Source organism: Roseivirga sp. BDSF3-8 (genome assembly GCF_041449215.1).
GTDB lineage: Bacteria > Bacteroidota > Bacteroidia > Cytophagales > Cyclobacteriaceae > JBGNFV01.
This window is the reverse complement of sequence record NZ_JBGNFV010000001.1, coordinates 1,554,926-1,578,073: the sequence shown is the minus strand read 5'-3', so window position 1 is coordinate 1,578,073 and position 23,148 is coordinate 1,554,926. Positions and strand designations below refer to the sequence as shown.

Annotated in this window: 14 protein-coding genes; 8 read left to right on the top strand and 6 right to left on the bottom strand. The window is 46.7% G+C overall.

The genetic code is table 11. The annotated features are described in order from the left end of the window. Positions 1-49: 49 nt before the first annotated feature. Together AB9P05_RS06290 and hemA are read right to left on the bottom strand one after the other, a co-directional pair. Positions 50-3,244 carry a SpoIIE family protein phosphatase gene (locus AB9P05_RS06290; RefSeq protein ID WP_371907961.1) on the bottom strand — a complete coding sequence of 1,065 codons (3,195 nt, stop codon included), beginning with the start codon at positions 3,242-3,244 and terminating at the stop codon, positions 50-52. 401 nt (positions 3,245-3,645) lie between these two features. After that, a complete protein-coding gene (gene hemA, locus AB9P05_RS06285) occupies positions 3,646-4,920 on the bottom strand; it encodes a glutamyl-tRNA reductase (protein WP_371907960.1) in 1,275 nt (424 codons plus the stop codon). Positions 4,921-5,286: 366 nt separating this feature from the next. Between hemA and AB9P05_RS06280 the strand changes: the two genes are divergently transcribed. Genes AB9P05_RS06280 through AB9P05_RS06265 form a run of 4 tightly spaced genes read left to right on the top strand, consistent with a single transcriptional unit; the run spans position 5,287 to position 12,508 of the window. Then, positions 5,287-7,197, top strand: a complete 1,911-nt coding sequence (locus AB9P05_RS06280; protein ID WP_371907959.1) for a sodium-dependent transporter — start codon at positions 5,287-5,289, stop codon at positions 7,195-7,197. After that, positions 7,197-7,352, top strand: coding sequence for a hypothetical protein (locus tag AB9P05_RS06275; RefSeq protein ID WP_371907958.1), 156 nt, complete (start codon positions 7,197-7,199; stop codon positions 7,350-7,352). The genes AB9P05_RS06280 and AB9P05_RS06275 overlap by 1 nt, the downstream gene beginning before the upstream one ends. 33 nt (positions 7,353-7,385) lie before the next feature. Next, entirely contained in the window at positions 7,386-8,450 is a 1,065-nt protein-coding gene (locus tag AB9P05_RS06270) for a ComEA family DNA-binding protein (RefSeq protein WP_371907957.1), read from the top strand. 59 nt (positions 8,451-8,509) lie between these two features. After that, on the top strand, positions 8,510-12,508 hold the full coding sequence (locus tag AB9P05_RS06265) for a DEAD/DEAH box helicase (protein WP_371907956.1): 3,999 nt from the start codon (positions 8,510-8,512) through the stop codon (positions 12,506-12,508). Between the two features lie 2 nt (positions 12,509-12,510). Here AB9P05_RS06265 and AB9P05_RS06260 read toward each other — a convergent pair whose 3' ends face one another. The 4 genes from AB9P05_RS06260 to recQ form a co-directional block, all read right to left on the bottom strand. Further along, positions 12,511-12,993 carry a gliding motility lipoprotein GldH gene (locus AB9P05_RS06260; RefSeq protein ID WP_371907955.1) on the bottom strand — a complete coding sequence of 161 codons (483 nt, stop codon included), beginning with the start codon at positions 12,991-12,993 and terminating at the stop codon, positions 12,511-12,513. Further along, on the bottom strand, positions 12,986-14,434 hold the full coding sequence (gene ricT / locus AB9P05_RS06255) for a regulatory iron-sulfur-containing complex subunit RicT (RefSeq protein WP_371907954.1): 1,449 nt from the start codon (positions 14,432-14,434) through the stop codon (positions 12,986-12,988). The genes AB9P05_RS06260 and ricT overlap by 8 nt, the downstream gene beginning before the upstream one ends. Positions 14,435-14,702: 268 nt before the next feature. Beyond that, a complete protein-coding gene (gene purD, locus AB9P05_RS06250; RefSeq protein ID WP_371907953.1) occupies positions 14,703-15,992 on the bottom strand; it encodes a phosphoribosylamine--glycine ligase in 1,290 nt (429 codons plus the stop codon). 55 nt (positions 15,993-16,047) lie between these two features. Then, the gene (gene recQ / locus AB9P05_RS06245) at positions 16,048-18,255 is read right to left on the bottom strand and encodes a DNA helicase RecQ (protein WP_371911336.1); all 2,208 of its coding nucleotides are present in this window, start codon (positions 18,253-18,255) and stop codon (positions 16,048-16,050) included. Between the two features lie 82 nt (positions 18,256-18,337). Here recQ and AB9P05_RS06240 point away from each other — a divergent pair, with 82 nt between their 5' ends. The 4 genes from AB9P05_RS06240 to AB9P05_RS06225 all read left to right on the top strand — a co-directional run bounded on the left by AB9P05_RS06240 (position 18,338) and on the right by AB9P05_RS06225 (position 22,466). Then, positions 18,338-19,309: an SIS domain-containing protein gene (locus AB9P05_RS06240; protein WP_371907952.1), complete on the top strand. Its 972-nt coding sequence runs from the start codon at positions 18,338-18,340 to the stop codon at positions 19,307-19,309. A gap of 5 nt (positions 19,310-19,314) precedes the next feature. Next, positions 19,315-20,394, top strand: coding sequence for a mannose-1-phosphate guanylyltransferase (locus AB9P05_RS06235; RefSeq protein ID WP_371907951.1), 1,080 nt, complete (start codon positions 19,315-19,317; stop codon positions 20,392-20,394). Between the two features lie 993 nt (positions 20,395-21,387). Further along, complete coding sequence (locus AB9P05_RS06230) at positions 21,388-21,906, top strand: UpxY family transcription antiterminator (protein ID WP_371907950.1); 519 nt, start codon at positions 21,388-21,390, stop codon at positions 21,904-21,906. 53 nt (positions 21,907-21,959) lie between these two features. Then, entirely contained in the window at positions 21,960-22,466 is a 507-nt protein-coding gene (locus tag AB9P05_RS06225; protein ID WP_371907949.1) for an AMP-binding protein, read from the top strand. Positions 22,467-23,148 lie beyond the last annotated feature (682 nt).

Sequence of the window (23,148 nt, the reverse complement as noted above, 5' to 3'; positions counted from 1 at the left end):
TTTGTAAATGCCTGATTGACAGGCTAAAGGTACATGAGACGGTTGGTGTTTATGAGAGTTTCACGCCAAGCACAAGCACATCATCAGTCTGTTCGTTTTCACGTATCCATTCTTCAAAGGCTTGGGCCATATTCTGCTGCTGGCTGTCAACAGGCAGGGCAGCAAGAGAGGTGAGTAGCTTCTTGAACCGGCCAGTCATAAATTTCCTGTCTGCTGGCCCGCCAAACTGGTCAGCAAAACCATCTGATGACATATACATCATACATCCATCATCATAAGGTAGCGTATGCTGTTCGTACCTTTTACTACCGGATTCTATGCTTCCTCCTATGGAGTTTCGACTCCCCTTTATTTCCTTCATTTCCCCATCACATACGAGGTATAAGGGCCTTCTGGCCCCGGCAAAGGTTAGTGTTTTGGACGCAGTGTCCAGCATAACAAGTGCCACATCCATGCCGTCCTGGGTCTCCTGAGTCAAATCATCCTGCCTGAGAGCAGCCATTACCTCGCGGTCCATATGTTCCAGTATATCAACGGGTGATGGACGGGTATTGGTATTTATGGCCGTATTAAGCTGATTGTACCCAATCATAGACATAAATGCACCGGGTACACCGTGGCCCGTGCAGTCAACTACTGCCAGGTAGACGATGTCACCCTTGCGATGAGTCCAATAGAAGTCCCCGCTCACAATGTCTCTGGGCTTGTAAAAAATAAATGACTCTGAAAGTTCCCCCTTCAGGTCGTTTTGGGAGGGCAGAATGGCTTCCTGTATACGCTTTGCGTAGCTGATACTACTGGTGATCTGATAGTTTTGCTTTTCTAACTCATCTTTCTGCTCCTCTATTTCAGCCGTTCTTTCCTTTACTTTTCTGGCCAGTAAGTCACGGCTTTCTTCCACCTTCCTCAGTTTACGCCGTGTATAGGTAAAAGCGACCATACCAAGTGTGCCGAGCGCAATTCCGATAAACCACCAGGTAGTGTAAAAGGGCTTTCGGATAATAAAGGAGAAGGTGGCCGGCGAGTCATTCCACGCAGTGCCCTCAAGGGTAGCTTTCACTACGAACCGGTATTTGCCAGGCGGAATATTTGCATACACAGCTTCGCGCTTAGCAGTAGCAGGTGACCACTCATCTTCCAATCCTTCCAGCCTGTATGCGTAACGTACCTTACGGCTGCCGGCTAACTGTGGAGCTGTATAATGAAAGGTCAGGTGATTCTGGTCATGAGGTAGTGTTAAGTCTTCCGGAAGGCTGAACCAGCTAGAAACATCATCTGCATAATTCGTCCAGTCTGCTTCTCTGTAAAACAGGTCAAGCCTGGTGAGTAGTACATCAGGAGGTGTGGATGCCTCTCCTGCATAAACGGGGTTATACTTTGTGACTCCCCTTATGGTGCCCCACCAGATGTTACCGTTTTCATCTGTTGTTACCGCTTTGTGATTAGCTTCTATGGCTGTAAAGCCCTCGTCACCAGCATAATGCCTGACTTGCTCAAGCTTCTGATAGGGTAGCTTCAACTTGTTTATGCCGTTCTCAGTCCCTAGCCAGAGAACCGAATCACCGGAGAGTATTATGCTATAGATATTATCACTGGCAAGTCCATCCTGCTTGCTAACAGAGGTTAATATATGATCTTTTGGATTTTTTACATTATTCACCTTCATGAAGAACAGACCATGACCTGAGCTGGCAAGTATAAAGGTGTTTGGCTCAAGCGGGAGTATTTGGTTTAATGGCTGCCCCTCTAGTATGTGAGAGAACGTACCGGAATCGGGGTGTACAATAGATAAACCAAGGTCGTGGGCTACCCAGATCCTGCCATACTCATCTTCCCGTATATCATTAATTTCTTCAGGGAAGCTCACCAGTTTTCCGGGGTTAGAAAGCTCATGTTCTTTATCATCCCAGTCAAATTGAACCAGAGTATAGCCATTCAATACGGCATATATCCGCTGCTTGTCTTTAGAGCATATTACCTGAAAGAAGGGCTCGGAAGTATAAAAAGGCACCTGTCGGAATTGTGGGTTCTCAGCCTCCGGGTCTTCACAGATATACAGGCCCTGCCTTGAACCGGCCAGAATGATCTCTTCGGTTACATACAGGTCCGTTCCTCCCGATTGGCTATAACCATTCTGATCCAGGTTTACCAGTCTGTTGTTGTCCAGGTAACTGATACCGTCGAAATGAGTGATATAGAGTCGGTCCCCTATTATATCTAAGTCCCAGACGAGGTTGTTCTTTAGTCCTTGTTCTTCTGTTATGTGTGTGAACAGCTTGCCGTTGAAGCGGCTTATACCTGCTGAGGTACATATCCAGACTTCCCCCTCTGAGGTTACAGTGAGGTCCCGGACATGGTTATTCGAGAGACCATTCTGTTGATGGAAATTATAGAGCTTTCCCTTTTCATACTGAAAAATACCTTGTTGATAAGTGGGTATCCAGAGGCTGCTGTCACTTCCATATATGATTTTATGAGGCTGCACACCTTTCAGTTCCTCTTCGAACATGGGGCTGAACGTACCACTCCTGAACTCGTATAATCCATAGGCAGGGAGAGCCACCCAGAGGTTACCCTCCGGGCTCATGGTTATTTCCTGAAACTCCACATTTTCACTATTGCCCCCGGGAGTAATATAACCTGTGTGCACGGGGCTTGGCTCGAAGGGGGCATCAAGCGGCATTTGAAATAGGGAATCCGTTCCGCCGGTCCATAATGTTTTATTGGGGCTATCAATATATAAAGCCCTCAGAGGCCTGCCTTTAAATGGGGGGTAATACTCAGGGGAATAATTATTCTGTGCACGAAGGCGTATCAGGCCGGATGAAGATACGATCCATATATTGTCCTGGCTGTCTACCTGTAATTCGCTTACGATGACCTTATCCAGCAGGGTAGTAAAGGTCTGACCATTAAAAATAGACACCCCTTGTCCGGTACCTACGATAAGCTCACCCTTGCTGGTTTCGTCCAGGTCTTTTATGGAGTTATACACCAGGCCATCTCTCATGGTATAGGTTTTATAGGAATAACCGTCATACCGGCTCAGCCCGCCTTCATAAGAGCCAATCCATAGAAACCCTCTTGAATCTTCGAATATGACCTCGCTCTGGGTTTGAGGAAGACCATCGGCTACAGTAACCGGTCTGAAGTAGTAGTATTGACCTGATGCCTGGTGGGCGGCCAGTGCCAGCAGGAATATCAGCAGAGAATGAGTAAATTGGGTATACCTTCTTTGGAGCACCTTGCAGGGTTAAGACTTGACTCCAAATATATAGATAATTCCTGCGGTCGTGGATGAGAGATAAGCAAAAAGCACGGATTACAAAAAGAAAAGGCCCTGAGGGCCTTGTTTTTTTTAGCTATCACCGGAAGTTGAGGTGGTGCTGCCTTCGTTATTAGTTTGTTTTTTAGCCATAATAGAAATCTGTTGATGATCTGTGTAGTCTAAATTTACAGGCTAAAAGTGGATAATAATAATGATTATTAGTGCTTTGGTAATCAGATGTGTGGGGTTTATGCAAGTTAACCAATGGTAATGTGATAAAAAGGGGCAAACCTTACCTGGTATTTCAATCATTGAAAATAAAAAAGCAGGCATGTTGCCTGCTTAAATCATCTTGGGAGTCAAAAAGATTAGTTTAATTAAACTTTTCTTTCAGCCTCATTTTCCAGGTTGAATAGATCGTTTAGCACATCGATCAGGTTTTCAGCATCGCCACGACGGCATGCTGCCTTCAGGTTGAGCACAGGCATCTTAATGATTTTTTGCATCATGCTCTTGGTGACCTTATCCATACGCCTGGCTTCCTGATCAGACATACCCTTTTTTAGGTAGCGGGCCATTTCCTCTTTGCGTATTTCCTCCAGGGCATTCTTGAGCTTATTGATAGTAGGGGACACTACCATGTCGCGAGCCCAGTCTTTAAACTCAAGAAGGGCTTCTTCGATTATGGCCTCCACAGCGGGGATGGCGGCAGACCGGCGCTCCAGGGCTTCGGATGCCTTGGTGCGAATATTATCAATATTATAAATGAGTGCTCCGGGCTGATGCTCCACTTCGGCAGCCACGCTGCGGGGTACGGAGAGGTCTATGAAATATTTGAAGGTAAGAATATTCATCTCCTTTACCTTTTCTCCCGATATAAAAGGCTCCTGGCCTGATACGGAAGATATAATTACATCGGCCTCCTGCATAGCTTTATCCACCTCTGCAAAAGTGACCGTTTCAAAGCCCGTCTCAGCAGCCAGAGCGTCCGCCTTGCTGGCTGTACGGTTAGTGATACGTACGTCTGCACGAGGCATCTTATCCAGGTTCCGGCATACGTCGGCTCCTATCTCGCCGAGGCCAAGTACAAGTATCCTGGGGGCGTTGATCTCTGACGTGAGTTCATCCACCAACTCTACGGCTGCATAGGATACAGAGGCAGCCCCATCTCTGAAGGGGGTTTCCTGTACTACGCGCTTATTCGTAAAGAAAATAGTATGCATGAGCCTGTGCAGGTAAGGGCCTGCCATATTCAGGTCGGCACTTAGCTGATAGGCTCTTTTTACCTGATTAGTGATCTGCATATCACCCACTACCATAGCTTCAAGTCCTATGGCTACTCTGAACAGGTGCCGGGCAGCCGACTGGCTGTCATTAATGATAGTGAAGTATTCTTTGAGGGCAAGCAGGTTGTTGTGACCTTTTTCTATGCCGATGAGCTTAATGATCTCATCGCTGCGGTCATCATCAGCAGAGTAGTATACTTCGGTACGATTGCAGGTAGATAATACCATGACATCGTTCATCGAAGTGTATTCACTAAAATAATCGAGAAGCCGCTTACAGCCATCATCTCCGAGGGATACCATCTCCCGGATCTTGAGTGGTGCGTGGCGATGTGAAATACTTACTACCTTAAATCGTGCTTGCATAAGAACGGTTTCAGAACTGCAAATTTAATGCTACCGGTAATAAAATTGTAGTATCCGGCGTCCCATAGATTAATTTAAAACGATTCTAAATAGGGGTTGAGGGGTGTTTTCACGCCCAAAGTGTAACGCAAAGACCTCACTACAAGTTCGTCAATTACCTGATTACAAATATGGTGGATGGGGTTCAGTGAAAAAATGACATTCATCATGCTTTCCGAACATGAGATAGGATATAAGGTGTAATGCAAGTCAACATATAATTCCCCCTGCCCGGCGAATATTTCTATTTTGCTTTGACTGAGAACATTCTTAATTTCCGGGCCTGTAATATCAGAATATGCCTGTCTGGCATCTATACCATTACCTATGAGTGAAAATAAGGAATCTTGGGGTACCCGTGTTGGGCTTATCCTGGCAATGGCTGGCAACGCAGTTGGCCTTGGTAACTTCCTACGCTTTCCTGTTCAGGCCGTTCAGAACGGCGGCGGAGCGTTTATAATACCCTACCTGGTCTGCTTCCTGATTATGGGCATTCCCCTGCTTTGGATAGAGTGGTCTATGGGTAGGTACGGAGGCCGCTTTCAAAACCACTCCACACCCTTTATTCTTGATAACATGACCAAGAGAAGGTTCTGGAAATACTTCGGTGTATTCGGAATCTTCACTAATGTGGCGGTAGCAGCCTATTACTGTTACATTGAAAGCTGGACCCTGTCTTATGTTTTCCACTCACTGGGGCAGACCTTCGCCGGGTTGGGTCAGCAGGAAGTAGCCGACTTCTTTAACCGGTATACTACCATAGGGTATTCTACCACAGGAATTCCCTATGAGGCTGTAGTGTTCTACGTGCTTTGTCTTATCCTGAATACCTATATACTTTCCCGTGGCTTACAAGGTGGCGTGGAAAAGGTAGCTAAGATAGGGGTACCCTTGTTGCTTATCTTCGGGGCTTTCCTGGCTATAAGAGGGTTTTCGCTAGGTACGTCAGGCTCACCTGAAGGGTGTACGGATTGTAATTCGCTCCTTGGTCTTAACTTCCTTTGGGAGCCTCAGTTTGATAGCCTGGCCAACCCTAAGGTATGGCTGGCCGCGGCAGGGCAGATATTCTTTACCCTTTCCGTAGGTATGGGTACTATACATTGCTACTCATCTTATGTAAAACCTAAAGATGATATTGCCCTGAATGCCATGTCGGCAGGTTGGATGAATGGCTTCGTGGAGATTGTCCTTGGTGCCTCTATCGTTATTCCTATTGCGGTAGGATACCTTGGCCTTGACTGGGTAAAAGAAAATGCCGGATTCTCTATGGCTTTTCAAACGATGCCCTACCTCTTTGACCAGTGGGGTACGGTTCTGGCTACCTTTGCCGGGGTTGCCTGGTTCGGACTTCTCTTCTTCGCCGGTATTACTTCCAGCCTTGCTATGGGTACTCCCTGGATGGGCTTTATGGAAGATGAATTTAGCTGGAGCCGTAATAAAGCGGCCTGGTCTTTCGGTGGCCTTGTATTGTTGATGGGACTGCCTACTGTGTTCTTTTACAAGCAAGGCGTATTCGGTGAGTATGACTATTGGGCAGGTACCGTTTCGCTGGTGATCTTTGCCCTTGCCGAAACCATCATATTTGCCTGGATATTCGGTATTAATAATGGATGGGATGAGCTGAGAAGAGGTAGTGATATTCATGTGCCGGGTATCTTTAAGCCTATCATGCAATTCGTGACGCCGGTGATCATCCTTATCGTATTTTTAGGTAGCCTGATTCAGCCAAAAGATAATAACTGGGAGGCTGCCTTTGCCGGTAACTGGGAGCTTGATCCTTCGAGTATCATAGGTAAGATCCAAAATAAAGGCGTGATAGCTAACAGGTCTTATTTTGCGGATGAGTTTGAGTCTGAGTTCGATGGCCGCGTATTAGCTATTGGCGATGGCGTCAATGGCAGAAAGACGGTAGTCATTGGCTACGACCAAACGTATTACAGGGATGCCCAGGGCGTTGCCAGAGCTTACAGTGATGATCTTGATCAGAATGCTTTAGGAGAGCTGGTTACATTTGACAGTACTGCTGTATCCACTACGTATGTATTCAAAAAAGATAAGGAATTGCTGGTCGCTGTAGGTGATGATGTTAAAACACTGCAGCCTATAGCCAGTGGTAGCTTTGTCAATAATATTTTTTACACGGACATGTCCCGGTTGCTTATGATGAGTCTTTTCATCTTTGTTTGCTACCTGGTACATCGCGCCACCAGTATCCGAAGAAAAACAGGGAGGGAATAATGTCTACTAGTGCACTTATAACAATGATCCTCGTTCAGGTGACCGTAACGGTTGTTACGGCGTACTTTTTCTTCAAAGTACTGAGAACACCGCCCAAGCCTGAGCCTGATTCGTTTTCAGAGAACGATGACGAAACGGTAAGGCAGAGCAACTGATTATCATATCACACTTTTTCTTAAAGAAGTAGAATGTTCAACCGGCTTTCCTACTTTTTCAGGAACTACTTTGGCTTTAGCAGGGCAGAGACCAGAGGCAGTATCGTATTACTTATCATACTGCTTTTCACTCTGTTTATTCCGGCTGCAGTGAGGCAGGTGCTTCATGAGGATATAACTGAGGAAGACCTCAGTATGATAGATGAACCCTGGCTGGATAGCCTTTGTATGGCCCTGGCAGCTAAGGAGTCCTACCAAAATAACAGCTATTACGCCCGGAGCAATGTGGCTGAAACTGCTGACGAAAAGGAGGCAAAGGCTGCCCGCCTGTTTCCCTTTGATCCTAATACAGCTTCCGTAGAGCAATTGATGGAGCTGGGCTTGCCTGACTGGCTTGCTGAGCGTATAGAAAAGTACCGCAGTAAAGGGGGTGAGTTCCGGATAAAGGATGACCTGGCGAAAATATACGGCATGTCAGAGGAGCAGTTTGCCACCTTAGAGCCTTATATTCAGCTTCCTGATACCAAACCTAAGCAGGCATACACGGCATATAAGAAGCCCTGGGCATCTGATAGTCTTGCCCCCCTGAGTCCGGCGGACTCAGCCTGGCGAGCCAGGCGGGAGCTTTTTGCGTCAGTGGAATTTCCTTTTGATATTAATACGGCCGATAGCATCCAGTTAATGGCTTTGACAGGAATAGGCAGTAAGACCTCAGCCCGCATTCTTGAGGAGCGGCAAAAGTTGGGAGGGTTTATAGAGCTCAGGCAATTAGAAGATATTTGGGGTATATCGGATGATGCTTTGGCCGAACTGGAGAGTAAAACATTCATTGCAGTGGACTTTACCCCGAGCCGAATTCGTATCAATGCTGCTACTCCTGAAGAAATATGGGAGCACCCCTACCTGAACCGTAAGCAAGCCCGCGTGGTAGTAAACTACCGAAAGCAACACGGCCCCTACAGATCGGCAGATGATCTGAAGTTAATAAAAATCATTGATTCAGAGACTATTGAAAAACTAAGGCCTTACCTGGATTTCACTATGCCGGCCGGTCAGAAAAGTGAAGATAAGCCATCAAATACTACACCGGGGAAATAAATACCCGTCCTGAAGTCTGTATTTTTCTTTATTTTATTTTTTCAACGTAAAATTTTTTCATGCAACAGGTGCTACGTGCGTATTTGCGGCGGCTTACCGACTTGTCTACCAATAACAGGTCTCTGCTTCTGAATCGCCTTCTGACGGGGCAGATGGTGGATGTCCATTCCTTTGACATGGAATTAGGTGAATCATCATACACCATCATTGACAGCCTTATTGCCGGAAAGTCAAGTATAGCACTGACCTCTGAAGTGGATGCCCGTGACCAGGAAGCGAACAGGCTAAGCCAGAAGCTTAAAAAGATTGACAGGCTGGATCAATTTCTTTGGGAAGAAAGAGGCTCGCGAGATCTGTGTATTGGATGGCCTTTTGTCAGAGGTAAGTTCATGGATGATACCATGGTGCGATGTCCCTTACTTTATTTTCCTGTAAGCCTGCATACAGATGGCGGGCGTTGGTATCTGGAGCCTCGTACAGAAATCCCCATTGTATTCAACAAGACCTTTTTGCTGGCCTATGCGCTGTATAATGATGTAAAGCTGGACGAAGAACTTGTAGAAATGACTTTTGAGGACTTTGATAAGGACAGCCGGGTTTTTCGTACCAATCTTTACCAGGTACTTAAAGACAGCCCGGTCACACTGCATTTTAATCAGGAGCTTTTCGTAGACCAGCTACAGTCATTTCACGACCTAACCCGCAAGGAGATGGGGGCAAGTGAGGAAACTGGTAAGCTCAGGCTTTTTTCTGAGGCCGTCCTGGGTATTTTCCCCCAGGCAGGCAGCTTTCTTGTGCCTGACTACCTCGACCTTATGGAGAAAGGGCATTATGAAGATGTTGAAGAATTCTTTGCCTCACGTACTGCCGTCAATCGGCCGGAGTCGGCCGAGAGGGAGAAATTAGCCCTGCAGCAAATACGGGAAGAGCATACCTTCACCCCTCTGAAACTGGATGCTCACCAGGAGAACGTGATAAAAGCGGTGAAGACGGGACATAGCCTGGTCGTACAGGGACCTCCCGGCAGTGGTAAGTCTCAGCTCATTTGTAACCTTATTGCAGATTTTGCAGCCAGAGGTAAGCGGGTGCTGCTGGTTTGTCAGAAGCGCGCTGCCCTGGATGTAGTACATCAGCGCCTGAGTAATATAGGCTTGGGTGATTTCTCCGCGCTGGTACATGACTTCAAAAATGATCGTAAGGCATTATATGAGCAGATCAATAGTCAGATAGAGCGGATCAGGGAGTATCAGCAAAAGAACAATAGCCTGGATGCCATACAATTAGAGAGAGGTTTTCTGCAAGCCAGCAGGCAGGTAGACCAGATTACGGAAGAGCTTGATGAATTTCGTTTTGCCCTGTTTGATGAGAGTGAAGCAGGGGTGTCTATCAAAGAACTATACCTTAGCTCTGACCCCACAGAGAAAGCCATTCACCTGAAGCAGGAGTATAAAAATATCAGGTTTCCGGATGAGGCGGCTGCCTTTTCCCGAAAACTGAAGGCGTACGGCCGCTATGCTTCACGGTTCAACAGGATCGGTTATGCCTGGTATGACAGGATAAGCTTCAAAGACCGGCAGGTTAGTGACCTTTCAGTAATGAGAGAGATGATTGCTGAAATACCTGCTTATCAGGCTCAATTGAAAGAAAGGACTTCACCCATAATCAAGGGAGGTATTGACTTTGTAGAGGCGGAAGTAATCCTGAGCCGCTGGAAGCAACTGAGAGCCCTCGTAGAGACATTGGAGACCCCGGTAGTTTACGAGTATTTCCGGTATATGTCCGATTTTATGGACAGGGACACCGATTTGCTTTGGTTGGCTAATATGGAGCGCGTAATTTCTGAGTGCTTCCGTGGTGCCGGACCTGAAACAAGCCTGTCTACCAAAGATCTGGGGCATTTTCAGGGGGTTTTAAATCAACGCAAAGAGGCAAACAATAATGCCCTGAAGATGGCCAGGTGGTCACTATTCTCGAAAGAAAAGGCATACCTGAAGCAGGTGAGGGGGGCGAATGGACTGGCAGATAACCCGGACTACCTCAGCATACTTGAAGAAAGGATAGATAACAGGCTTAACCTGGAGCATAACCTCAGTAAGCTCAAAGCAGCTAAGTGGCTGAAGGAAGTTCCAGAGGTTTATGACCTGAAGCAGATACAGGAGTGGTTTTTCCTTCAGCGCAAAGCCGCCGGTGCCAAGGTAATATTTAGTGGCCTGCGTAACTTCAAAGAGTATTTTCCTGTAAAGCAGCTTAGCTATGAGCAGCTTAGTTCGAAAATAGAGCAGTTACTGGCTGCAATAGATGGGCTTGTCGAAGTAAAGGCGGGCTGGCTTGCCTATTTGTCTCATTTTCAGATTCACCGGCTGCTACAGAATGAAGAGCTGCGTGATAAACTGATAAAGTCGCTTAACGAGGATTTCGACAGCCTGACTGAATTTGATAGGCTTAAGGAAGAGCTCGAAGCAGATGAGCGCCGAATCATTGAGAAGATAGAAGAACAGGTAGGTAATGAAGACATTGACCTGATGCTACATGTCTTTGATAATAGCCTGAAGCTGGCCTGGATAGAGCATATTGAAACAAAATATCCTGTGCTGAGGGCTGTGTCCTCCCTTCGTCTGAGCAGCCAGGTTAGCGACCTGCAGCAGCACCTGTCTGACAAGTACGCGGCCAGCAAAGATATGGTGCTGATGAAAGTGCGGGAGCGATCATATGAAAATGCTGAGTACAACCGCCTGAATAATATGGTGACATACCGTGATCTCCAGCACCAGGTTACCAAAAAAAGGCAGATTTGGCCTCTTAGAAAGCTGATGGAGCAGCTTTCCGGTGAGATATTTGAGCTGGTGCCCTGCTGGCTGGCTTCGCCGGAAACGGTGAGCGCCGTATTCCCCATGGAGCAGATGTTTGATCTGGTTATTTTTGATGAGGCTTCACAGTGCTTCGCTGAAAAAGGTTTGCCTGCCATGTACCGGGGGCGGCAGGTGGTCATTACCGGTGACTCGCAGCAGTTACAGCCTAATGACTTATACCGGGTCAAGTGGGAAGAGGGCGAAGATGTGGCTGAGCTCGAGGTGGAATCACTCCTCGATTTGGCCCGTCAGCACCTGTGGCAATTGCAGCTTAGCGGCCACTACCGCAGCCAGACCCTTGACCTGATCGATTTTTCCAATCGTAAGTTCTATGGGCGCAAATTAAGCCTGCTGCCGGCAAGAGCAGATGCCAATCGTAATGAGCCAGGAATTTCATACCTGAAAACGGAAGGTAACTGGAATGGGCGTACCAATGCGGAAGAGGCGACCAGGGTAGTATCGCTTATCCGTGAGCTTAAAAAAACAGATCCGGAGGGCAGCATTGGGGTGGTTACCTTCAATACCCACCAGCGTGAGTTGATCCTGGACATGCTCGAAAAAAACGATGTGAATACCACCGGCCTGTTCGTAAAGAATGTGGAAAACGTGCAGGGTGACGAGCGGGACACGATCATATTCTCTATCGGGTACGCAGCGGATGAATCCGGTCGTGTGCCCCTGCTGTTTGGGAGCCTGAACCGGCAACATGGTGAGAACCGCCTGAATGTAGCCGTCACCCGGGCCAGGAAGAAGGTATACGTGGTATGCAGCTTTCTGCCCGAACAACTTAAGGTAGAGGATAGTCATAGTGCAGGGGCCAGGATGCTTAAAGCCTACCTGCAATACGCCCATGAAGTTTCCGAAGGACGTTTTGTACCATCACAGCCTGCTGCTGAAGAGCACCGCCGCGGCTGGTTCCTGAAACAAAAGCTGCAGGAAGCCAACACCAAAACCTCAGGCTATGAGCTTACTACCGAACTGCCCTTCTCAGACCTGACGGTGAAGGGGGAGGACGGCAGATACCATGGCCTGATCCTCACAGATGATGACTTATACTACCAAAGCGTTTCTATCAAAGATCCACATGCCTATACTCCATTTACCCTTGATAGAAAGGGGTGGAGGCACAGGAGGGTATTTAGCCGGGAATACTGGATGGGCCGTGATAATCTGGAGGTAAACCTGCTTCGTTTTATTGAGCAAAAGTAAGGTTACTCTGTGGTAGCTTGTTCTATCCGCAGGCCAACGGATACTACTTCAGGAAGGCTATCATACCGCATGTATTGCTTAATGGTAAAAGAATATGGCCCCGCATAGGGAAGCTCGTAACTTTCCAGTGCTTTAATGCGGTGGGTGAAGATGTCCCCAAGCCCGTCACCCCTTGGTTCTCCCGTTTTGGGATCAAAGAGGGTCATTTCATGCAATTCAGACGATAAAACCCTGCCTGTACTGTCTTTTAGAGAATACGTCAGGTACAAGTTATATTTGGGGTAAGACAAGGTATTACGCAGGTTATAATAAAAATCATAACTACCTGGCTCTGCTATAGTGAAGTCATATGTTAGCACACTATCCTCCCGCCAAAGCTTATCAGGCAGGTCATAGTTTGTCTCATATACCCGGTTCTCGTCGCATGAAGTAAACAGGAAGAGGGCCAGCACGGTCACCCCTAAAATCTGCTTTAGGTTAGTCATTCCCCTTTTGCTTATTTTCATTGCCATTGTTTTTAGGCCTGTTTCTCCCAGGCTTTCTCTTGCGCCTGGCTTCCGGGTTTTTACCGCCTTCATTACCGGGTTGATTTCCCTCCTGATTGTCTCCGGGAGCAGACCTCTTTCCTCCACGCCTGGGTGATTTTTTACGGGCAGGTTTTTGCTCGCCCCCTTCAGCACCCTGCTGCTTTTGATTCTGAGGCTGCTGCCTGTTGCCGCTACCGCTGCCTCCTTTACGTCTCCTTCGGGAAGGCTTTGCCTCTGTATCAGGCTTGTCAGATGCTTTTGGTTGATTTCCGGAGCTGTCCGAATCAGAGGCAGGGCGTTCCCGTTTTTTACGTTTCTTTTTCTTCCTGCCTTTGCTCATGTACTTCTTGTCCAGGCGTTCCAGATCTATGTTGTTAGACTGGTCATCATCTTCCTCCTGGTTATCGTCTGCAAGGCTATGCGGCAGTTCACCCGCTGCATTCATTTTTAGTATCTCGTTTACCCGTTCCACACTGATTGGGTACCAGGTACTTTCACTCTCAAAGCCAAACCACATGATTTTCCTGAAGATATCCGTTTTTTGAAGCCGGGCTTCCCCCTTCTCTGTTTTAAGGGGTTGGTTTATCTCTGGAATATCCTCCAGCGCATCCATATATGTTTCCAGCTCATAGTTCAGGCAACACTTGAGCCTGCCACACTGGCCGGAAAGTTTGCTGGGGTTAAGCGAGAGGTTTTGATAGCGGGCTGCCGTCGTAGACACCGCTTTGAACTCGGAAAGCCACGTAGAGCAGCAGAGCTCGCGTCCGCATGAGCCGATGCCGCCGAGGCGTCCCGCCTCCTGGCGAAGGCTAATTTGGCGCATTTCCACCCGGATTTTAAATTCCGAAGCCAATAGTTTGATCAGCTCGCGAAAATCCACCCGGTCATCGGCTGAATAGTAAAAGGTAGCTTTTGTATTATCGGCCTGAAACTCAATGTCGGTGAGTTTCATTTCCAGCTTCAGGTCATCAATGATCTGCCGCGTGCGGTACAGGGTGGGCATTTCACGCTTACGGGTCCTTTCGAACTTTTCCATATCGCGCTCTGTGGCTATCCGGTATACGGCCCGGATATCATCATCATTGGCCACCTTCTTTTTCTTCATTTGAAGGCGTACGAGTTCACCCTGCAGCGATACATGCCCTATGTGATGACCATTGGGTACGTCAATGACGACAGCATCACCGGTGATAAGTTCAAGATCGTTAATGTTGCGGAAAAACTCTTTGCGGCCATTCTTAAACCTGACCTCAACTATGTCAAACCGGGCTGTCACAGGCAGGTCCATGTTTGACAGCCAGTCAAAGACATTCATTTTATTGCAACCTCCCGTTTGGCAGCCGCCATTGTTCTTACAACCGGCCACCTCACCATTGGAGGAACAGCTATTACATCCCATTATATTATCCGTTTAGGTGCCCCGGCCTCAGTTTGCCTTCTTCATACACGATGCACACGGCCGGGGATATATGGCTGACCAGATGCCGGCGTGCTTCGAGGTGGCTGCCGGGGCAGCGACGGACTCGGGTGGCCGTGTCAGTTAAGGTCAGCGAAAAACCAGGATGCTGAAATTTCAGCTCCCGGGGCAATTGATAAACAAGCCAATCTAGTAGAATTGGCTAAATATACAAGGGCAATTTACGGATAGATTCGATATGATCACGGTATTAGCCGGAAAAAGCCTCCAGGTCCTTTCCGATGTCTTTTCGGTAGGTAATACCCTCCCAGCTTACTGCATTGGCAGCCTCATAGCTTTGTTTCAGTGCCGCTTGCATCGACTTTCCGAGACCGGTCATTGCCATTACGCGGCCGCCGGAAGTAAGCACATGTTCATCCTTTACACGGGTGCCGGCATGAAATACTACGGGCCCCTGAGGAACAGCATCGAGTCCGGTAATCTGTTTTCCCTTTTGATATGGTCCGGGATACCCGCCGGAGACGAGTACCACGGTAGAGGCTACCTCCGGCGATGTCTCTATGATGGCAGATGCCAGTTCACCGTCGGCAGCAGCCTTCAGAAGCTTAAGAAGGTCAGAGGATATTCTTGGAAGTACCACCTGCGTCTCAGGATCGCCCATGCGCACATTATATTCGATTACGTAGGGTTCTCCGTCTACATTCATAAGCCCAAAGAAAATAAAGCCTGTGTAGGGAATGCCCTCAGCTTTTAGTCCCGATATGGTAGGGCGGATAACCTTTTCCTCCACCTTTCGCATGAACTCTTCATTTGCAAAAGGTACAGGACTTACAGCGCCCATGCCGCCTGTGTTAGGGCCTGTATCGCCTTCACCTATGCGCTTATAGTCCTTGGCGGCTGGCAATATCTTGTAGGCTTCACCGTCGGTAAGTACAAATACGGAAAGCTCGATCCCGTCAAGGTATTGCTCGATAACCACTTTTGCACTGGCCTCACCAAAACGTTCGCCTACGAGCATATCTTTGAGGTTGCTCAGGGCATCTTCATGATCGGGTGATATGATAACTCCTTTACCTGCAGCAAGGCCGTCTGCCTTCAGTACCACAGGCAGGCTATGTTGGCGTACATAAGCTTCAGCCTGTTCTATTTCTATTGCAGTAAACGTACGGCTGGAGGCAGCAGGCACACCGTTGCGCTCCATAAAACCCTTTGAGAAGTCCTTGCTTCCCTCCAGGATAGCGCCTGTCTTGCCAGGGCCTATGACGCCTACCCCAGAGAAGCGATTATCTCCTTCCATGTAGTCACGAAAACCATCTACAAGGGGCGCTTCGGGGCCAACGACCACCAGGTCAATATCATTTTTAAGGACAAAGTCCCCAATGGCTGAGAAATCAGAAAGGGACAGTTCGATATTTGTCCCTTCAGTGGCAGTTCCCGCATTTCCAGGGGCAATAAACAGGCTTCCGCATTCGGGGCTTTGCTTGATCTTCCATGCAAGGGCATGTTCTCTGCCCCCAGCACCCAGTATAAGTACGTTCATAAATAAATTATTGCAACAGGGCCCCGCAGTTGGTGTACTACAGGGCCCTTTATAATCAGTTTGCGTATTCTGACAGGAATTTTACGCGCATCAGTCTCAATTCTTCCTCTGAGTAATCTTCCTCACCCAGATAGGTATGTGCATCGGAAATTTTATCTGATTCGGCGCTCATGAAATAGTCATAGACCTCATCCTGTCTGTCATCATCCATGATCTGATCTATGTAGTACTCCAGGTTAAGCTTTGTACCTGCATAGCAGATATGTTCGATCTCATCTATCAGCTCTTCCATCTTGAGATTTTGAGCCTCAGCGATCTCTTCCAGGTCTACCTTTCGGTCTATCTGCTGGATAATGAAGATTTTGATTTTAGACTTGATACCTGAAGACTTCACTACTACATCAGAGGCCGTCACGATATCGTTTTCCTCTACGTAGCTTTTTATAAGTCTGAGAAATGGTTTGCCAAATTTGACAACCTTACCCTTCCCGACACCATTAATCTGAGCAAGTTCCTGCTCTGAGGTGGGGAAGGTAGTAGCCATTTCTTCAAGACTCGGATCCTGAAAGATGACGTAAGGAGGCAGGTTCTTTTGTTTGGCGATACGCTTCCGCTCCTTTTTCAGCAGTTCAAAGAGGGTTTCGTCGTATGATTTGCCTGCTGCATCCTGCGCCTCGGTCTCTGCGGCTTCCTCCTCCATTTCAATATAGTCATGGTCTTTCATGAGCATAAAGGAGTGAGGTTCTTCCAGGTACTGCCGGCCCTTGGCCGTAATTTTCAGTACGCCGATGTTTTCAATGTCCTTTTGCAGGAATTCATAAAGCAAAGCCTGCCGGACGACACTGATCCACAGGCCTTCCTCTTCTTCGGAGCCTACACCAAACACCTCAGCCTTATTGTGCTTATAGCTCTGGACGTAATCATCCTCTACCCCTCTTAGTACATTAACGAGGTGATTGAGACCGAATCGTTGTTCTGTTTGTATGACTGCTTTAAGCACATTTTGAAGATACTGCTGTCCCTCAAACTGTGCTTTTGGGTGCTTACAATTGTCACACATTCCGCAGTTAGGGTGCTCTTCAAGCGAGTACTCTTCTCCGAAGTAATGGAGCAATTGTCTGCGTCTGCATACTGCAGATTCAGCAAAGCTTGCCATTTCCATTAAGAGGATACGGCCATTTTCACGTTCTGTGACAGACTTATCCTTATTGAATTTCTCCAGCTTAAGGATATCGTCATAGCTATAGAACATGATACAGTTACCCTCCAGGCCGTCACGCCCTGCCCGGCCGGTCTCCTGGTAGTAGCCCTCCAGACTTTTGGGCGTATCATAGTGTATAACAAAGCGTACATCAGGCTTATCGATGCCCATACCAAAGGCAATGGTGGCCACGATGACATCCGTTTCCTCATTAAGGAAGTCATCCTGGTTGCGCATGCGAATAGCTGCATCAAGTCCCGCATGATAGGGCGCGGCTTTCACGTCATTTACCTGTAGTAAATGCGCTATTTCCTCTACCTTTTTACGGCTCAGGCAATAAATAATGCCGGATTTACCCTTCTGACTTTTGACAAACTTAATAAGTTGCTTTTGCAGGTCTGCCGACTTCTTTGGCTTATTCCGTACCTCATAATAGAGGTTTTCCCGGTTAAATGAGCTCTTGTAAAGGTCAGCATCTTCCATCTGCAGGTTGCGCTGGATATCCAGCTGCACCTTGGGTGTAGCCGTAGCCGTAAGCGCTATGATGGGCAGATCGCCCAACTGGCCTATAATGGATTTGATGCGCCGGTACTCGGGCCGGAAGTCATGACCCCACTCTGATATACAGTGGGCCTCATCTATTGCTACAAATGAAATATTTGCCTGCTTCAGAAAGTTTACATTCTCCTCTTTTGTGAGGGACTCAGGCGCTACGTAGAGCAGTTTCACATCGCCGCTTATCACTTGGTTCTTTACACGCGTCATCTCCGCCTTTGTAAGGGTGGAGTTTAAGAATTGTGCATTTATCCCCAGGGCATTAAGCTGATCTACCTGATTTTTCATCAGGGCAATCAGAGGAGATATAACAATAGCTGTTCCCTCGTTCATAACGGCGGGAAGCTGATAGCATAGTGATTTTCCGGCTCCGGTAGGCATGATCACGAAGGTATTTTTACCATCCATGATATTGCGGATAATGGCTTCCTGGTTACCCCGGAATTTGCCGTATCCGAATACTTCCTTGAGCTTATCTTTTAGGTGTTCTACTTGATCAACCAACATCATATCAACGAAAATCCTCAGTTAAGAAAATTCCCTTTTTCCCTTATCTTTGGATCAAATTTAAAGAATAAGGATTCATATTTTGAATTTAGTGCGAAATATTCAGCAAACTGCCAGGGAAGTTCTTCTACAAGAGGCAGAAGCGATAAAGCACCTAGCCGAATACATCGACGATAGTTTCCAACAACTGGTCATAGAGATACTTTCCCTTCGCGGCCGTGTGATCGTAACCGGTATAGGAAAGAGTGCAATAATAGCTAATAAAATAGTAGCTACACTAAACTCAACAGGTACCCCTTCGATATTCATGCACGCTGCCGACGCCATCCATGGTGACCTGGGCATGGTGCAGGAAGGAGACCTTGCCATTTGTATCTCTAAGAGTGGAAATACACCGGAAGTAAAGGTTTTAGTTCCCTTACTCCGGAGGCAAGGTATAAAGATAGCCGCTTTAGTTAGCAATACCGAATCTTATCTGGCTAAACAATCGGACTTTATTCTCAATGCCACTATCGGGGAGGAGGCTTGTCCTAATAACCTTGCGCCCACTACCAGTACCACAGCCCATTTGGCTATGGGTGACGCCCTGGCTATCTGTCTTTTAGAACAAAGAAATTTTACTTCCCGTGACTTTGCCAGGTACCACCCGGGTGGTGCACTGGGCAAACAACTCTACCTTAAGGTTGACGACCTTATTACACTTAATGACTGCCCCAGAGTTTCCCCGGAGGCTTCGGTCAAAGATGTGATTGTCGAGATATCAACTAAAAGGCTGGGAGCCACCTCTGTTACGGATACTAACGGCAGGCTTGTAGGAATTATTACGGACGGGGACGTAAGAAGAATGCTTGAAAAACATTCTGACCTTTCATCGATTAAAGCTAGGGATATCATGACAGTCTCTCCAAGAAGAGTGGAAACCGGTACGTATGCTGCCAAAGCGCTTAAAATAATGGAAGATTTTAATATCACCCAGCTAGTTGTGACGGATGGCAATGATTGCGTAGCGGGCTTTGTTCATCTGCATGATCTGCTTAAAGAAGGAATTGTATAAAACTTATGGATAACCAAAACTACCTTGTGATAATGGCCGGCGGCATTGGCAGCCGCTTCTGGCCCTATAGCCGAAATGATCATCCTAAGCAGTTTAAAGACGTACTCGGTACAGGCTATTCCCTTCTTCAGCTAACCTTCCAAAGGTACGAAGGTGTGGTGCCGGCCGGGAATGTGTATGTGGTGACTAGTGATCAGTATGCAGATGAAGTAAAAAAGCAACTGCCTGAGCTTACGGACGACCAGATACTGACCGAACCTGCAAGACGCAACACAGCCCCCTGTATAGCTTATAGTTGCTACAAGATCTATAAAAAAGATCCTGAAGCCAGGATAGTGGTTGCCCCGAGCGATCATGCTATATTTAAAGAAGAGGTATTTAAGGATACTATACGTAAAGCATTGGAAGCCTCGGCCAAAGGGGACAATCTGATTACAATGGGGATCAAGCCCAATAGCCCTAAAACCGGGTATGGCTATATCCAATTCATGCCTGATAAACAAAACGGACCTCTGAAGAAGGTAAAAACCTTTACAGAAAAACCCGAGCTGGACCTGGCTAAAAAGTTTCTGGAAAGCGGCGACTTTGTGTGGAACAGCGGAATCTTCATTTGGTCAGCTAAAAGTATCATCGAGGCATTTGAAAAGCACATGCCAGACCTGTCCGAGGCCTTTGAAGACGGCAGCCAGCACTTTTACACAGAAAATGAAGAAGGCTTCATCAAGAAAGCATATAGTCAATGCAGAAATATCAGTATTGACTACGGGATCATGGAAAAGGCGGAGAATGTATATGTGATCCTGGGAGCCTTTGGTTGGTCAGATCTTGGCTCCTGGAAGGCGCTTCATGAAATCCGTGATAAGGATGAAAACGGCAATGTAGCAGACGGGAATACCCTTCTTTATGACGTAGATAACTGCGTGATTAAGGGTAAGGAAGATAAGCTGATAGTAGTACAGGGGCTCAAAGATTATTTGATTGCTGACTGTGGTAACGTGCTGCTGGTTTGCGAAAAAGACCAGGAAGGTAAATTCAGAGAGTTTGTTAACGATGTTAAAAAGGAGAAAGGGACGGAGTATCTCTAGCGCATAACCCTATTTCTTCCTTTAGAAAAGCCTCCTGCATCGATCCGGTGCAGGAGGCTTTTTTATTTAAAATACCATGGGGCAGGCAACTTGGTAACTATACCTAATTGTATTTTTCCTTAATATAAGCTGGTGCTTACCCTGTAGTAATCCTGTAGTGATCACATAGTCATTCTATAGTCAAACTGTGGATAACCTCTATCGATCCTAATTATATTATTCTACTGACTTTGGTTTAAGCCAATAATAGCTTCCGCGGCCATACATTCATTGGCTGCCCCGATATTCCTCCCCTCACCTTTATATCACCCCCTCCCCCCTCTAAGTTGGTTCCCAAATTGAGATCGCATGATGTTTCAGGTATCTTCTGTTTCCCAAGCGATTTTTAGTGACCCGTTGGCTTTTAAATTCCTTGCTTATCAATGTTGGTAAATAATGACTCAATTACCTGATCTAAGAGGTAATAAAGAGGTAGGTTCGATGGCATTTGAATCCGCTGAAATCAGATAGACTGAGGGGGTAATGTAATGTTTTTATAGTGCATACAGATTGTTTGTCGACTTGCAGTTGATAAGTGAGGCTTTCATTTGCAAGAAACCTCATATTCTATTTGTAAAAGTTAATATAAATAGACGACACGTTAATAGAAAATTAACTTGCGGTTGCTTTTTTCTTAAAAAATTATGGCTATCTATGCATCACAGACCCTGATAATTGGGATGTAAGATTTTGGGTTTGTATTAAGAAAATGCAGGTCTGTTGTCGTGTTTGATGTGGTGAATATAGTTTACTTAAACTTTGGAAAAATGGCTTAATCAGCCTATTATTGTTTTGACTTTCGGCAGAAATGTGCAACTATTTTCTGCGATTTGCAGGAAGAATCAACCGGTATTGTGAAATCAGTTATATCTCTGGTCTGACCAACCAGAGTTCCCTCACAATATGCTGGTGATTGCTCTGGCAGAAAACCTAAAAAGAGAAAAAATTATGGAAATGGAGAGGACGGACTCCGATTGGTATGCTGTGTATACCTATCCACGTATTGAGAAAAAAATATTCTCCCGATTAAGCAACTCAGGGGTAGAAGCATTTCTTCCCCTTACTACAGTCATCAGACAGTGGAGCGACAGAAAAAAGAAACTCACTGTTCCCCTTTTTCCCAACTACATCTTTGTTCGTATAGACCCTAAGGAAAAGTACCGGGTACTTCAGGTAGAGGGTGTGGTCAAGTTTGTTTCTATACAGGGTAATCCTTGCAGGATGCCTGAGGCTGAGATAGAGACGATCAAAAAACTGGCCTCCTCAGGTAGTGATATTACCACAAACGAAGAACTGGTGGAAGGAATGCCTATACGTATTGTGGATGGCCCGCTCACCGGGGTAGAGGGCGTACTTGAAGAGAAAAAAGGTAAAACCCGCCTATTGGTCAGGATAGACTCGCTCAGACAAACTGCCTGTGTGGACGTGTCAGCTGCTATGATCGAAAGGCTCAGCCCCAGCCTGGCCGGGTGATCCTGAGCGAGCTCAACCGTACCTGATTGTCAACCTGCTAATACCGGCCGGGAATGCCACACCCTGCTCACCACCCTCTGTCTTTTAAAGACTATACGCTCACCGGGTTATTGCAACATGCAGCAGGCTCATCTACGAAAGGGGTCAGTTTCGTAGATGGGGCTGATGATGAGCATAGCCTGAGTTATGCCGAACTGTACCGTACTGCGACGTGTACACTCGGAGCCCTGCGACGCCTTGGGGTGCAGCAGGGCCATGAGCTAATTATTCAAACCGATGATAACCGCCGTTTTCTGGTAGTTTTCTGGGCATGCCTGCTCGGTAAAATCATCCCTGTGCCTGTATCTACGGGAAACAGGGAAGATCACCGGCTGAAGCTGATCAAAATATGGGAGGCGCTGCATAATCCCTGGCTGGCAGCAGATGAGGCTAACCTTGCCCGACTGGAAAAATATGCGGCGGACCATGGCGCTGATTGGTTCTCAGAGGCTACCGCAGGGCGTACACTTACATTGGGTGCCTTGCTGCAGGAACATGAGCCTGCAGTCCTTTCAAGTTGAAAAGCATTGAAATATGTATCTTTAGCCTGTATCTTCAATCTCGAAAAATACCTCTAAAAGATTTGGCCTTTCTGCACTTTATATCTGTATGCGAAGCTGATTAAGCTTTATTCAGGAGAGTGATCATCGTATATTCTCTATATTCATAATATTTACTTCTTTATAAAGACTATTCAGTATGTACACTCTGCTAAAATTCTTGATTGATGGAGACCTTTCTGCAAAGGCAAGCTCTGACTATTATATATTCTGTGGGTGCACAGCAGGCAGCAAGTACCTGACTTTACATTAGATGAAGTGTATCTGGAAAATACTTCTTTATCCTTAGGTCAGAACAGACTGAATCAGTGATAATGTCTGATTCTCCTTATAGAAGTAAGTCCTTTTTTACATAGGGCATGTCAAATGCATAATCACTGATGATGGATTAATAATTTATGAGCTAAAGATCAACGGATACCGCGCAGAACCTGGTGAGGTAGGGACCGTCCTCTCTGCCCACCAGGTGGTGTCCGCTACTGCAATATTATATAATGTGGTGAATAAATAACACAAGTGTAAGGGACGGTTTTGCATTTGCCGATTACATTCTGAAAAACTCGGCCTGGATTATTTTTTCTTTATTCAGAGATTAACTGGAACAGCAAAGCTTTCACCATAGAGAATACTGTTAAAGACATAA

Bases quoted from the DNA above. Each gene is read 5' to 3' on its own strand.
- recQ (WP_371911336.1), bottom strand. From the start codon at position 18,255: ATGTTGGTTGATCAAGTAGAACACCTAAAAGATAAGCTCAAGGAAGTA.
- AB9P05_RS06225 (WP_371907949.1), top strand. From the start codon at position 21,960: ATGCCACACCCTGCTCACCACCCTCTGTCTTTTAAAGACTATACGCTC.
- AB9P05_RS06265 (WP_371907956.1), top strand. From the start codon at position 8,510: ATGCAACAGGTGCTACGTGCGTATTTGCGGCGGCTTACCGACTTGTCT.
- AB9P05_RS06235 (WP_371907951.1), top strand. From the start codon at position 19,315: ATGGATAACCAAAACTACCTTGTGATAATGGCCGGCGGCATTGGCAGC.
- AB9P05_RS06275 (WP_371907958.1), top strand. From the start codon at position 7,197: ATGTCTACTAGTGCACTTATAACAATGATCCTCGTTCAGGTGACCGTA.
- AB9P05_RS06280 (WP_371907959.1), top strand. From the start codon at position 5,287: ATGAGTGAAAATAAGGAATCTTGGGGTACCCGTGTTGGGCTTATCCTG.
- AB9P05_RS06270 (WP_371907957.1), top strand. From the start codon at position 7,386: ATGTTCAACCGGCTTTCCTACTTTTTCAGGAACTACTTTGGCTTTAGC.
- purD (WP_371907953.1), bottom strand. From the start codon at position 15,992: ATGAACGTACTTATACTGGGTGCTGGGGGCAGAGAACATGCCCTTGCA.
- AB9P05_RS06260 (WP_371907955.1), bottom strand. From the start codon at position 12,993: ATGACTAACCTAAAGCAGATTTTAGGGGTGACCGTGCTGGCCCTCTTC.
- AB9P05_RS06230 (WP_371907950.1), top strand. From the start codon at position 21,388: ATGGAGAGGACGGACTCCGATTGGTATGCTGTGTATACCTATCCACGT.
- hemA (WP_371907960.1), bottom strand. From the start codon at position 4,920: ATGCAAGCACGATTTAAGGTAGTAAGTATTTCACATCGCCACGCACCA.
- ricT (WP_371907954.1), bottom strand. From the start codon at position 14,434: ATGGGATGTAATAGCTGTTCCTCCAATGGTGAGGTGGCCGGTTGTAAG.